The sequence below is a fragment of the Phaeodactylibacter sp. genome (genome assembly GCF_022763345.1).
In the GTDB taxonomy this organism is placed as follows: Bacteria; Bacteroidota; Bacteroidia; order Chitinophagales; family Saprospiraceae; genus Phaeodactylibacter.
The window spans coordinates 29,650-44,176 of sequence record NZ_JALEGS010000045.1 but is presented as its reverse complement, the minus strand read 5'-3'; the positions used below and the strand labels follow the sequence as shown (position 1 = coordinate 44,176).

Genomic DNA, 14,527 nt, shown 5'->3' with positions numbered 1-14,527 from the left:
TCAACGACCCCAGACGATGAATGTCTGGATCAACGACCCCAGACGATGAATGTCTGGATCAACGACCCCAGACGATGAATGTCTGGATCAACGACCCGACATTCATCGTTCCCCGTGCTGGCCGTAAGCGCCAGTAGGTGACCACTTTATATTGCGTATAAGCTAGGGGTTTTATCCGGAGTGCAAACGAAAACAGGCTGAAACAAAACAGATCATTATTTTTGTTGCGCCTAAGTTTTTTTATTTATCTTGCAACATGGACAAGGCTCTGAAATCCTGGGATTGCCATAAATTGGTCATACTGCCCGTCCTGTTGCCCATCGGTGGCAGCCTGATTCAAATGCTAATTTCTTAATCATTTACGCGATACCTGGTAAAGTGTTCCGTGCACTTATATTATTGCGCTCTAAACACTAGGCTAAATATGAAAAGCATTAAATTATGGATGACCTGTATCATGATTCTTGGATTTATAGGTTGTGAAGACCCTGTTATCCGGAATCAAATCACGCTCAGCCCTCAGAAGAGTTCGAAAAAATCTCATTTAGGAAAAGGCGTATGGCTGAATGTCCCAAAAGGATACAAGAAGGCCAAGAGTTATGATGGATATCAGGCAAGGGGGATGAACTCCTCCATATCGGTGCGGCTACACGAAAAAAACAGCGATGAACTGAAAAAGTCCTATGACCCCAAAAACTTGAAAAAACGAGGCTTAAAACTGATTGAACTCAGTGACGTAGCATATGGGGAAAGTGGTAAGGGGTTTCTTTCCGTTGTTCATGACAAGCCCAAAAACCTGCTTCGGTACCTCCTTTCCATTAGTTACAACGGGGCCACTTATAACATTACCTCGTTTTGTCCTGAAAGCCGGAAAAGCTCCTATGATCCGGCAATTAGGAAAAGCCTGGGCTCTGTTTACATAGGTGACCTTGTTGAAACAGAGCTATTCCAGTTGGCAACCATCACCGGTCCGGATGAAATCATCTATACTAAAGATGGGAAATATCCAACAGAATCAGAGGATGGTGCTATGGCAGCTTGGACCGTAATGAAATCGCTGGATGGTATATATCTGATGGGCTTCGTAGAAAAAGAGCTAAAAAAGATCGCAAAGGACGCCCGGCCCAGAACAGGCTATCAGAACTTGGAAAATGGGAAATTCTATTTTTCCAGAGGGGCATCAGCGCAGGAAGATAAAAAGGTTTTTGTGGCACTATTAGCGCCTGAGCAGGAAGAGGGAGGGGTATTGGTCAAATGTTATGGCAATTCTAAAGCCAGTCTGGAAGAACTGGAAACCTATGTCAGGAAACAGTTGATCACGACGACTATTGCCGGTTTTTAAGCTTAGTGTATGTTTGGAGGTGCACTTCGGCTGATAACCAAAGCCTTGTGAATCCCGGTCAAACCGGGAACGTCATGGAAAAATACTTATTTGACCCGCCAAACGCGCATTTTTCCATTTAGTCATAACCACAACTCTTTGATTATCAATTCTCGTTTGCTCCAAACATACACTTATCATATAGAAATCGGAATATTAGGTGTTGTTGCTATTCGGCTCAGTGGCCTCCCTGGCTTTAAAAGAGCCGTACGATAAAAAACGGAAATGAACGATTGGATTAGTATATTACTGAAACACACCAATCAAAGAAAAACGTAGCAAAGCCAATGACCAAACTTTTTACCTACTCCTTTTTCGCCTTACTCTTGCTGGGCTGCAAAAGCAAGTCCATGGTTTACAATGACCCTGTACCTGTACATGAGTCGATTATCATTGATTCCAGGTTTGTACAGGAAAAGCGTGTCATCAATATTTGGACGCCTCCCGGGTATGGAGATGGAGGCAGAGCTTTTTCTGTTTTGTACATGCCAGACGGTGGGGTAGGAGAAGACTTTCCGCACATCGCGAATACCCTGTCTGAGCTGATCAAAAGCAACAAAATCGAGCCTGTCATCCTGGTGGGCATTGAGAATACAGAGCGCGGTAGAGACTTAACCGGCAGATCCATAGTGGATGCCCATGAGAAGTATGGTATCCCAATGACTGATGGCGCGAAAAACTTCAGGGCTTTTATCCTTGAAGAACTCGTTCCTGAAATAGAGCGTAACTACCGAATTACGGATAAGAAAGGGATTATCGGGGAGTCCCTTGCCGGCTTATTTGTCGTCGAAACCTTCCTGCTGCAGCCCGGGGCTTTTGACTTTTACATCGCAATGGACCCTTCGCTTTGGTGGAATGACAACTTTTTAGTGAAAAATGCGGCAGAATACCTGACGGAGCTGCCCGATAGCAGCAGAAAGCTCTGGTTTGCAGGGTCAAACACTACTGATATTTTCGAGTACACCCGGCAATTCGCTGAGTTATTAAACCACGAGCAGCCAGAGGGGCTCGAATGGACATACTCTGATGAGCCGAATGAAAAGCATCATACCATTTTCAGGGCCACAAAAGAGAAAGCGCTGATTTGGACTTTGGGCAAATGATGATGGAAGCTGATTTGCTATAATTTATACTTTGTGTCGAAAGTGAAAGGCAAAAAAGTTAAATTAGGGGAGTCAAAATAACCTTCATGCGACAGACTAAGTTATGGGCCCTTGTATTTATCGTGGCAATTACAGGCTGCAATGAGCCAAATAAAACCTTGCAAAAGCAATGGTATAAAGGGAATCTACATACGCATTCCTACTGGAGCGATGGAGACGAGTTCCCGGAAATGATAATGGATTGGTACAAATCACGAGATTATCAGTTTGTTGCGTTGACGGATCACAATACGCTCGCAGAAGGTGAAAAGTGGAAAACCATACCAGAAGACACTGTCTATCAGGAAGGATTTAGGAAGTATCTTGAAAAGTATGGTGAAGAATGGGTGCGATACCGGTCAGACTCCCTGGGCCGCACCGAGGTGCAATTGAAAACTTACGAGTCTTACCGTGGGCTATTTGAGGAAAAAGAAAAATTTCTGATTCTTCAATCTGAGGAGATTACGGACCAGTTTGAGCAAAAGCCGGTACATATGAATGCTACAAATGTGCAGCACAAGATCGACCCACAGGGCGGTAGTAGTGTACTGGAGGTGATGCAAAATAATATCGACGCTGTAGAGCAGCAAAGTCAGGAATTAGGTGAGCCAATGCATACTATTATCAATCATCCTAATTTCTTCTATGCCATTTCCCTTCAGGATCTTATTGCGTTAAGAAATGGCAGGTTTTTCGAACTTTACAATGGTCACCATATGGTAAATAACCTGGGCGATTCGAGCCACTTGTCTACTGAGCGAATGTGGGACCTGATTAATGTGGCCTATATCCAAGATGGTAAGCCGCTAATGTATGGTTTGGCTACTGACGACTCTCACCACTACCATCAAACAGGGGCAAAATGGAGCAACGCTGGCAGGGGCTGGATCCATGTGAGGGCTGATTCCTTAAGCCCTGGAGCTATACTATCCGCTATGGAATCAGGAGACTTTTACGCAAGCACCGGAGTGGTACTCCGTGATTTGGAAATTCAGTCCAACCGGCTTTCGGTCGCGGTTGAAGCAGAACCGGGCGTAGGGTACAAGATAACATTCATCGGGTGTAAAAAAGGGGAGACAGACGCAAGAGTACTACATTCGGTAGAGGGCGAAAAGGCAACATTTGACTTGACAGAAGATCTTCTTTTCGTCCGGTGTAAAATCATTTCTTCCAAACTGCAGGAGAACCCCATTGAAACATTCGTGTACGAAATGGCCTGGACTCAGCCCATACAGCCAAAATAGATAAGAGCAACCATCGGTTAGCTGTTTTGCAGGCAATAGCAATGAAAGAGCCGAAAAAGCAGGAGTATTTCTCGTGCTGTCAATGGAAAATAAGATGAACATCGCATTTGTTTGACGACTGCCTGCCACCCTGCTGTCATTTCTCACCTCCTGGGATGACAACCGTCCTTTTCTGCCTATCATCTTTCCTATAGCTTTAACTTGAACATTACTTTTTTATACCTGGAGCAATCGTTTGCAGGAAATATTTTTTGCTCAGGGATCAAAACGAATCGTCATGACAAAACAAATCAACATGGACCAACAGCTCGTCTACCGTTTTGGTGGCGGCTGGGCCGATGGAAGCCAGGAAATGAAAAACCTCCTTGGCGGCAAAGGGGCCAACCTCGCGGAAATGGCCGGGCACCCGGAACTTCAACTCCCTGTTCCTCCCGGCTTTACTATAACTACGGATACCTGCAACGCCTACTACGAAGCAGGGCGCCATTTTCCAGCCAAACTGGAAGACGAAGTGATGGCTGCTCTGGAGCGTATCGAAGAGCTCACTGGCAAAATTTACGGGAACGTCAATAATCCGCTTCTCTTGTCCGTCCGCTCCGGTGCCCGACAATCCATGCCTGGCATGATGGACACTGTTCTTAATTTGGGGCTGAACGATGAAACCGTACAAGGCCTAATCGCTCAGACGAACGATCCCCGCTTCGCTTTTGATGCTTACCGCCGGTTGATCATGATGTATGCGGACGTAGTGATGGAAAAAGCAGCGGGCATTCCGCCTGTACAGGGCAAAGGCATCCGCAAACTACTGGACGAGCACCTGGAAAGCATCAAGAAAGCCCGAGGTTTCCAACTCGATACCGAACTGACCGAAGCTGACCTTCGGCAGATCGTCACTGACTTTAAAGCTATCGTGAAACGAGAGATTGGTGAGCCCTTCCCGGAAGACCCCGTAGCGCAACTCTGGGGCGGTATCGGTGCCGTTTTTGATAGCTGGAATGGCAAGCGTGCCAAAGAATACCGTCGTATAGAAGGCTTGCCAGACGAATGGGGCACAGCCGTGAACGTACAGGCTATGGTTTTCGGCAACATGGGTAAAGATTGTGCCACCGGCGTCGCCTTCACCCGAAATCCTGGTACTGGGGAGCATAAATTCTACGGCGAATTCCTGTTCAATGCACAGGGTGAAGACGTAGTAGCCGGTATCCGCACCCCACAGCCGATCAACGAAGCCTCCAAAAACACTCAAAGCAAAAACCTACAGACCCTCGAGGAAGTGATGCCTGAGATTTATGCACAGCTCAACAAGTATCAGCAGCAACTTGAGGCGCATTATAAAGACATGCAGGACTTGGAGTTTACGATTGAGAAAGGCAAGCTCTACATCCTTCAGACCCGTACCGGCAAGCGCAACGGCACAGCCGCCGTCCGCATGGCCGCCGAGATGTATCAGGAGGGCATGATTGACGGTCCGACTGCCCTCATGCGGGTCAACCCCAATCAATTGACCGAACTCCTGCTGCCCCGTCTTGATGCCATGGCGGAGCGCGCCGCCACCCCTATCGCCAAAGGCTTACCTGCAGGCCCCGGCGGTGCAATGGGCAAAGCGGTCTTCTCTTCGGAACGAGCTGTTGAGCTCAAACAAGTTGGCGAGAACGTCATCCTGGTGCGCGAAGAGACCTCACCGGAAGATGTAGATGGTATGTACCACGCCGCCGCCGTACTGACTGCAAAGGGCGGTATGACCTCTCACGCGGCTCTCGTGACCCGAGGTTGGGGCAAGTGCTGTATCGTTGGCTGCAATGATCTCGATATCAATGAAACCGAAGGCTATTTCACTACACCTGATGGAACGAAGATAAAGGAAGGTGACTACATCAGCCTCAACGGCGCTACAGGCAAAGTCTACCTCGGAAGCATGCCCGTTGTAGATGTTGACCTGGCTGACAACGAGGCCTATCAAACGCTGATGGGACTGGTAGACGAGACTAAGGTGCTGGGTGTACGCGCCAATGCGGAGTCCCCTGCTGATGCTGCCAATGCCCTACGCTTCGGCGCTGAAGGCGTGGGATTATTCCGTACCGAGCACATGTTTTATGGTAAGGGTAGCGAAAAGCCCCTGTACCTCCTGCGCAAGATGATCCTCAGCGCCAACCGCAAGGAACGCCGTGCGGCTCTGAAGGAGCTTTTCGGTTACATTAAGAGCGATATCAAAAAAACGCTGGCTGTCATGAATGGCAAGCCGGTCACCATCCGTCTCCTCGATCCGCCACTGCACGAGTTCGTGCCTCACGACCGGCAGCGGCTGGAAGAACTGGCAGAAGAGCTCGCCGTTGACGTCAGTATTCTGGAAAAACGTGTCCTTGCCTTGCACGAGAACAACCCTATGCTGGGCCACCGTGGCGTGCGCCTGGGCATCAGTTATCCCGAGATTACGGAGACACAAGTCCGGGCTATCCTGGAAGCCGCTGCGGAGTTGAATATGGAAGGCCGGCAGGCCCTGCCTGAGATTATGATCCCGGTCACCTGTTCCCGCAATGAGCTGCAGGACCAGGAGAAAATCGTCAAGTGCATTTACGAAAGCGTATGCACCTCCATGGGGGTAGACGAAATACCCTACCTCTTCGGTACGATGATCGAAACGCCACGTGCAGCTCTGCGCAGCGGGCCGATGGCAGAAATCGCCCAGTTCTTCAGCTTCGGCACCAACGACCTGACACAGATGAGCTTTGGCTTCAGCCGGGACGACATCGGCGGCTTCCTGCCGATCTACCTCGAAAAAGGCATCCTCGTTAACGATCCTTTCCAGGTTCTTGACCGCCGTGGGGTAGGCGAGCTTGTAAGATTAGCCGTTGAGCGTGGCCGTGCCCAGCGACCGGGCCTCAAAACCGGTATCTGCGGCGAGCACGGAGGTGAACCACAGTCCGTTGCTTTCTGCCATCGAATCGGGTTGGATTACGTGAGCTGTTCTCCGTTCCGCGTACCTATCGCCAGGCTGGCAGCGGCACAGGCGGCGATTCAGCATCCGCGGAAGTAGGTGAAATATGAATTTGTTTTTTGAAGAAGCCTGCCCTTTGGGGTGGGCTTTTTTGTTGGTGTTTAGTGAAAATAGAGGGGGTCAGTGACTCCGGAGTATGCAAATCAAGCGAAAGGGCAATCACTTGCCCGATTTCTATTTTATTGCACCTTAGATTTTTTTTTGCAAAACCGTAGTAGCATTGTAACCCTTGTGCTTCATTTGTTTTTTTCTTATTTTTAATCGCGAAAATCAAACCCAAACTTATGTTTTTACGCGCCTGTATTATTGGGATCAGTATACTGGTCCTGCTATCTGGTACAGAGGCTCAATCTCTTTTTGAAGGACAGTTGGTATATCGGTTTACGGATTATGAACCATCCCTGGCAGCTGCCCCTGAATACTTACGGGAAGCCTTACAGAAGCAGATGGACTCACCGATATCGGTGGTTGTTCAAAATGGCAAACTGGGCTTTTCCAATAATTCGCCCGATAGGGCTGGCAGTGCAAGGGTGGTGCAAGATGCTGCTGCAAATAAAGCCTTTAGCTTGTATTATAAAGATAGCTTAATGGTGTATGATACAGTGGCCAATTGGGAAGCGGTCACTTGGATGAAGGCTATGAAGGGTGTGTACGAAAGTAGTATAGCTGAAGATTCAGTAGGAGGATTTGGGCAAAATATTTTGGGCTTTAATTGCAGGTACGCAAGATACCTATGCAAAAATGGAGATACCTTACATTTTTACCTGACCAACGACCTCAAAATCTCTGTCCCTGACTTACCAACTATAACAGGGTATCGATTACTGGATACGCTTACTCTAGTGCAGGTACATCGGACTTCTAATGGGGAACGGTTGTACACTTATGGAATAGACACGGTATACAATGAGGTGCTAAACCCTGAGTTGCTGTCGACAGCAATTCCTGACGGTGCTATTAGTCGGGAAGCTTATAAGCAGTTAAGAGTTGACAAGCCATCAATACAGGTGCGTGAAACGGTGAAACAGGATGCCTATATTCAGCTTAAACGCTCCATGATCGGAGCCTTTAGTAAGGACTGGGTGCAAAATATTGAAGGCTGGGAGCGACAGGGCATTATTTCAGGCGAAGCCGCCGCCGATTTACGCAAAGAGGTCGCAGCCGTGCCTTTGGATGAAGAAAGCCGTCTTCGGGGGACTGTAAAAAGAGACCGTTTTAAGGTGTTGGTGCAGGCTTGGATGTTGCAGCGCATGCTGGGGACCGAGCATACCCGGCAGATGATTGTGAGCAACCTGCAGCGCACTGGTTGTTACAACATAATGCCCGAGCTAGAAGATATGGGCAAGGCTTTTGTCCGAAAGGAGCTATCGCTTTCGGATTACTTATTGGGGCTTCCTGAACTTCACGAACTGCCCCGGCAGGGAGAGTGGATTGATGAAATTGAGGGTGTTGATGTAATGTGGCAGGTCTTTCACGCTTTACTACCTGAGGTGTCAGATGCGCTGAAGATAGATCTGACGGTATTGGACGACAAGTTAATCTATATTATCCGGGTAGGGACCCATTCTTACGCAATTACCTTTCGTGAGCTAACCGAGCCTGGCGTTTTCCGAACTCCACAGGATAAGGGTACGGGAAATTTGTTGCTTAATCACCGATTTTACAACGGAATCATCCGGGAGGCCCGGCAAATAGCTGCCGATTTGGGCTTAAACAAGTCAATTGAGTTAGGTAATTTCTACGATTGCTTCTTCACCTCTCATGAACAGCGCAACTATGAATGGCTAATCGCACAAGCACCGGAGTTGGCGCTTTTTGAACATCCTTACTTTTTGAAGGTATACGCCACGGAGGAAGATCGGGATAAAGTATGCAGCATCCCAATCTCTTTCCCAGTCAATAGCGAGTTTGAAAGTCAACAGGCCACGCTCTCCAGGTTGGGTACCACCTCACCGTTCACTAAACAATACTATACCACTGAAGCAAAGCGGGCTTTTCTCGATTATATTTGGGAAGAACGCGTGAGCTTGGGCCTGAGTAAGCCAATGCTTTCCGCAGCGGAAGAAACCTTAATGAACCAACTAATAAGCGATCCTGAGGATTTACTGAAGGTGATAGAAGGGATTTACTATGTCCAACCCCGCTCAGATGAGCGGCTTTTTGAAGACTTGCAGGGAGACTTCAAAGAGCAGTTTCCAGAGATTTATCGTTTTCTCGGAGGCACTTTTGATGCTAAAAATCTACGTCCGGGGTCAACGTATGGGCAATTGATGTTGATGGAGAATGGGAGCCAAACCGTGGAAGTGCGCCCAGTTAGCCCATTCCTTACGAAGAACACTCAGGCTCTGCTGCGCGCTATTCAGCCTTTTCTTGCCAGTCAGCAAATGGGCATTTATATTTTGTTTGACCACTCTGTCCACCAGCCAACCTTTTTTCGCTTGACCTTCGAACAAAAGCGGAAATTTGAAAGGCTTTTGAAGGTCCGGCTGGTTAAGGCGTAAAATTAGAGCCCTACTCATAACTCAACTGCCCCGGATGAAAAGGAATCTTCCCTAAAACAGGGTCCACCAAACCGGCCCGGAGCATTTGTGAGCCTGCGCCTTCGAAGTACTCAATGCGGATTTCGTGTTTGCCTTTTTCCAGGATGATCTTGCCGTACTGCCAGAAGGCGCCGTGGTCGCCGTCATTGTCCACAACGAGCTGCCCGTCAATGTAGAGTTTGGAGCCATCGTCAGAGCGGGTGTAGAAGGTGTAGGTGTCTGTGGCAGGGAGGTTTACATAGCCTTCCAGGACGAGCCCGAAGTGGTCCGCCCTGGGTTGTGCTTCTGCTTCATTGACCGTTTGGACCACGCCCTCCCGTATGGGCGTCAGGCTGGAGAATTCGGGTAGGAGGGACCACTCGCCTTCGTAATAGCGGTATCTTAGGCCGGGCTCGTCGCCTTGTACCTTTCGGGCGGGTAGTGGCGCCATCTTTTTAAAGGTACGGCTTACGGTACGGCTGGCTTTTCCGCTTTCTGTATAGGCTTTGGCCTTTAGCGTGCCCGAGGCATTGAGGGTTAAAGGGGCGGAGTATTTTGCCGACTGTAAATCAGGTTCTGAACCATCAAGGGTGTAGTGAATGGCATGTGATTTTTCCAGAGCGCTTAGGCTTACACTGGTGGTCTCCCGGAAAACCAGTTCTTCTACCTCGAAGTGGGGGGCAGGTGGTTGTTGCAATTGACCCTGTGCCTTCTCATCGTCTTCGTTCTTGTCCATTTGGAAGGTATCGAAAAGGTGCCCATCATGGTCGAGGGCTTTAAAAACCAGATGGTGGCCGTAGATGGCGAACGTGCAATAGTGATGCTCGGCCTGCAGTTCCTGAGTGAACCAGGACCGGGTGGGATCAAAATCTTCGAGCCCGCCACCGGCACCACCTGAATTGATGTACACCACGCCGTCCTGTAGGTTGACTTGCTGTTCAAATATGGGCCAGGTGCGCTCGTAGAGGTGGGTGTGCCCAAACAGACAAAAATCCACCCCGTAGGTTTCGTACAGGGGCACGAGGTTCCGGGCCTCCGTACCGTAGGAGGAGGCGCCAATAGAGGTGTCGCCGTGGTCGTTTTCCTCAGTGGAGTAGGGCGGGTGGTGATGCACGGCTATCTTCCAGGTGGCTGTGGACTGCGCCAGGGCCCACTCCAGCCAATCGTACTGTTCCGAACCTTCGCTGACATCCTTATTGGTGTCAATCATGAAAAACTGAACGTTACCATACTGAAAAGTATAGTAATACTCAGGTTCCGGATTGACCATGTAATCGTAGTATAGCTGGGCATCCTGCTCGTGGTTGCCGAGCACTGTGTACATTGGGAAGCGGCTCATGGCTACATGCCCGTTCGGAAAAAAGTGCTCCGTCCAGTCCGATTTTTTGGTGCCGATATCCACGAGGTCGCCGGCGTGGATGATGAAGTGAGGGCGGTCTTCCCAAACCCGTTGCGCGATTTTGTTCCATGCCCAGGGCGTTCTGTCATTGTACTGGGAGTCACCGATCAGGGCAAAGAACACCGCATCTTCGTCGCCCACAGCCGTACGGAAGGTGTACACCGGGCTCTCTATGACGGTTCCTGACCGGGTAACACTTTTCACCCGGTAAAGGTATTTGGTAGCCGTTTTAAGATTGCCAAGTTTTACTTCATGGAGGTGCCGTTCTCCCTCAAGCGTCACGGTTTGGCTAAGATTGGGCATTTGGGCATTGAGCAGGGCTTCTCCGTATTCCACCGTGGTGCTGGCTTCAGCAGTCGTTTCCCAAAGGACATAAATGCTGTTTTGAGTGGCGAACTGCAGGTACGGTTCGACCAAAAAAGAATCTGCGGTTGACTGGGCGCTGAGCGCGTATGGCAGCGCCAGGAGGAAAAAAATGGAGAAGAAGCGTTGCATGGTTTCGTTTTGTTATCAATCAGCAAGAAAGGGAATAGGTGTTAAGGGGAGGTGAAATGGGGCTTAAGGTTTTGTGAAATCAAGGGCTGCCGGATTCGTGCTTTCTTTACCATTGCTTCTCAATGATTTCAGGCAGGCAGCTAAGCTACTTCAGAATCTCGACTTAACTGGCAGCCGGATCAGTAGCTTTATATAATCTTGAATTGATAACTGCTTAATTTTTTTTATTTAACAGGGTTGGGCTGTGGTGAATATCAAACCATGTAATGGGGGAGTGACCACTGAAAAGCGTACGGTTATCAATCTAAATATTATCTTTTGATTACATGCTTTCAAATAATCTTCTATATTTTTTCGATAGCTTGGCACCCAGTTGCTTTTCTTTTTCCGCTAAAGCATTCACTTTAGATTCAATAGCAGTTATTTCGCTTTTATATTTGTTAAAAACTGCTTTTGACGCCTTAAAAATATATTTCTCTCTCGTTTTCTCTCCCACTTGATTTTTGACTTCAGTGTCAAGAGCTTTAAAAAAGTGAGCGATGGAGTTGTATAAAACAATGCATTCATTTATGTGATTTACCAGTTCAGCATCTACTCCGTTGAAATCAATTATCTTATAAAACTCGGCAAGCATTTCATACTGCAAATATAATGGGTTCACTTGTTCTTCAAAATTACCAAATGCCTCATCAATCTTTTTTAGGTAGCGCCAAGCACTATATGTAGCTTCAGAATTAGGGCTAAGACCATACTCACTACTTAAGTCCCCAAAAGTTGGATTAAATTCTATATACCTCTCAGCAATTGTGAGCTCCTTTGAAGCTTGACGGATATCATCATTATGCTTTAAAATTATCGATATAGAACTAACTGTATTAAGAACAGACTGCTTTACTAAAACGCTATAATTGCCAAGTTCATTGGTCGTTGTCCTATACTCATGATTTCGTATTTTAATTGTTATATCTGCACCCGAAATTACATTTAAATTTTGATCTTTAATGTTGCCATATATGACAGATTGACCGTCATCTAGAAAAAGCCTTATTGTGAGTGTATTCCTTTCTGGAATGTCACTGACATTAAATTCTTTGTCTATAGCGGATTGGTATCCCTCTGCACTGACAGTAATGTGAATTTTTTGACCCGGCTTTACTTTAAAAATAGATACGCCGTTAGGCTCCGTGCTTTTAAAATTGAAGTGACTTTCGCTTATAGTTATTTTCGCATTAAAAATGGGCTGTGCAGAAACTTCATCCAAAACCCTTATTGAAACAGGAACAACTTGCGATAATACTTGACCAGAAGCAAGCAGCAGAACGCCAATAAAAAAAGTAGATTTAAGGCGAATGTTTTTCATTTACTTAATGATTTAAGTAAGCCTATTTCGGCAAATCATTTGGTATCTACTTCAATGGGAAGTCTTACTTCGAAAGAATTATCTCCCATATATACTTTCGAAATAGATAAGGGTTCAGGTATCCCATCAACAGAGACCGTAATGGCGAATGACTCTCCATGTGCAATGTTGCAAGGGAAGCGAATTGAAGAGCCTGTTTTGGTAACATCGCTCTCATTGCAACTTGTTGATATGATATTATAGGACTCAATTTTCCTATTATTAATATCGAGTAGCTTAAGCTCAATGATATTCTGACTTTTATCTTGAAAATTTTGTTCGATTTTTTCAGAACCTGAGTCTTTCTTATCGGAATGAACACCACTTTTTCTCTTAAAAGTTTCCATTCCTTTGCGGACTGAGTCCTTACTTTCCAATTCTTGCTGATCCCTAGTGTTCTGGCGAGAAGAAGTCCCCCCCGTCAATTCTGGAATTAACGTATACAAGAAATACGTAAGCAATATTCCCAGTAAAATCCCGACAATATCGTACCTACCTTTTATATGAGTCTCCTTTAACCCTTTATTGTTCTCTTCGTTAGTCTCCATTCACCTATTGAACTTAAATTTAGTTTCAAAATAAATCCATGACTCCGAAGGTAGATGATGGCTGGGCAAAGATTTCTTGGGGTGCTTATAAAAGTGTTGACAACCTTCAGAAAAGCTAAAATGGATATAGCTTTCGTTAGGAACCGCTGTATAATCAATATCTAAAGAGTATGTTTGTTTTTTTCCAAAGCTTACTCCTGAGTTTAACCTTGGGTCGTATCTTACTCCATGAATTTCGAGTCCAAAATCGCTTGAGGGGGATTTTTTTAAATACAACAAATTTTTCTGCATTAAATCTCTCAGATATTTTCCCGACTGGTTTGGAGATGGGAGCAACCACAAAACAACATTGCCATATTCATATTCTTGAATATGAATTTCATCGACTTGCAAAACCTGGTTATATTCATTTGAATAATGAGTAAATGGAGGATTAACATGAGACCTTAAATCAAGTTGGGATTCCAACTCTTGAATTTGCGTTTTTAATTGCGTATTTTCTTCCAAAAGAGCCTGGTTTGGAATACTCGGTGGAACGTTCACACTAGACACCCTGCCCTGAAAAGAGTTAATATTAAAGTACTTATTGACAGACATTAAGTCTGAGATGTGCTTTAAAATGTCGTCATACTTAGAACCTTCTACTATAGTATAACAGTTCGTAGTTTGTGTTGTAATATAGGTTGTAGGGAAAACTTTTGTAAGCTTATCTATCATACTCGTGTGTCTATAGGAGGGCTTTTGCCGTAGATCTTCTAATGTTTCCCTTTTTGACTTAGTTAAGGTATAATCGTAAACGTCAACAATTTCTGGATTTATTTTACCTGATTTTAAGTCTTCTTCGAGTTTGTTTTTCAACGCATAACAAGGAGCACACCAATGAGCAGAAATAATAAATAAAGAAATTTTACCAGGCTTCGCATATTTAGAAAACCCATACGTATAATCCGCTGCATCTGGAATTGATTTAATGTAACGATACTTTTTGTTCTTCAAGTTTGATGGCGTACCCACTAATTTAGGAGCATATCCGAAAGTAGCTACCTCTAAATTTCGCTTCTCTTTTTTCAAGCGAATGTAATTTAAAGCCGCTAAAATTGTAACGCTAATGGATAAGGTTATTACCAGCAGTTTTAAGAGTTTACTTTTCATATGAGAGTTCTTTAGTGTATGTTTGGAGGTGCACTCTAGCTACCAATCAAAGGTTGTAAACAGTGGCATCATGAAAAATAGCTTATTTGACTTACCAAACGCCCATTTTTTATTTAGCCCTGACCATAGCCCTTTTATCATTAACTCTCTTTTGCTCCAAACATACACTTACACTTCGTGATTTCTTTTCTATAAAAAAATATTTACACTTAAAGCCTTTGATTTGCCCCCTTTCACTAGGGGCACTTCATAC

Annotated in this window: 9 protein-coding genes; 5 read left to right on the top strand and 4 right to left on the bottom strand. The window is 46.0% G+C overall.

Features of this window, described 5'->3' with window-relative positions; all coding sequences use genetic code 11:
* The first annotated feature begins 424 nt into the window (after positions 1 to 424).
* From MRY86_RS11780 to MRY86_RS11760, 5 genes are all read left to right on the top strand, one after another.
* Positions 425 to 1,342, top strand: a complete 918-nt coding sequence (locus tag MRY86_RS11780; RefSeq protein WP_293571482.1) for a hypothetical protein — start codon at positions 425 to 427, stop codon at positions 1,340 to 1,342.
* Between the two features lie 326 nt (positions 1,343 to 1,668).
* The gene (locus MRY86_RS11775) at positions 1,669 to 2,484 is read left to right on the top strand and encodes an alpha/beta hydrolase-fold protein (RefSeq protein WP_293571480.1); all 816 of its coding nucleotides are present in this window, start codon (positions 1,669 to 1,671) and stop codon (positions 2,482 to 2,484) included.
* Between the two features lie 86 nt (positions 2,485 to 2,570).
* Complete coding sequence (locus tag MRY86_RS11770; RefSeq protein ID WP_293571479.1) at positions 2,571 to 3,767, top strand: hypothetical protein; 1,197 nt, start codon at positions 2,571 to 2,573, stop codon at positions 3,765 to 3,767.
* Positions 3,768 to 4,044: 277 nt separating this feature from the next.
* Positions 4,045 to 6,801, top strand: coding sequence for a pyruvate, phosphate dikinase (gene ppdK, locus MRY86_RS11765; RefSeq protein ID WP_293563080.1), 2,757 nt, complete (start codon positions 4,045 to 4,047; stop codon positions 6,799 to 6,801).
* Positions 6,802 to 7,046: 245 nt separating this feature from the next.
* Entirely contained in the window at positions 7,047 to 9,263 is a 2,217-nt protein-coding gene (locus MRY86_RS11760; RefSeq protein ID WP_293571477.1) for a hypothetical protein, read from the top strand.
* 10 nt (positions 9,264 to 9,273) lie between these two features.
* Here MRY86_RS11760 and MRY86_RS11755 read toward each other — a convergent pair whose 3' ends face one another.
* The 4 genes from MRY86_RS11755 to MRY86_RS11740 all read right to left on the bottom strand — a co-directional run bounded on the left by MRY86_RS11755 (position 9,274) and on the right by MRY86_RS11740 (position 14,274).
* Complete coding sequence (locus MRY86_RS11755; RefSeq protein ID WP_293571476.1) at positions 9,274 to 11,175, bottom strand: metallophosphoesterase; 1,902 nt, start codon at positions 11,173 to 11,175, stop codon at positions 9,274 to 9,276.
* A gap of 322 nt (positions 11,176 to 11,497) precedes the next feature.
* Complete coding sequence (locus tag MRY86_RS11750; RefSeq protein WP_293571473.1) at positions 11,498 to 12,535, bottom strand: carboxypeptidase-like regulatory domain-containing protein; 1,038 nt, start codon at positions 12,533 to 12,535, stop codon at positions 11,498 to 11,500.
* 35 nt (positions 12,536 to 12,570) lie between these two features.
* Positions 12,571 to 13,122, bottom strand: a complete 552-nt coding sequence (locus MRY86_RS11745) for a hypothetical protein (RefSeq protein ID WP_293571471.1) — start codon at positions 13,120 to 13,122, stop codon at positions 12,571 to 12,573.
* A complete protein-coding gene (locus tag MRY86_RS11740; protein ID WP_293571470.1) occupies positions 13,123 to 14,274 on the bottom strand; it encodes a hypothetical protein in 1,152 nt (383 codons plus the stop codon).
* Positions 14,275 to 14,527 lie beyond the last annotated feature (253 nt).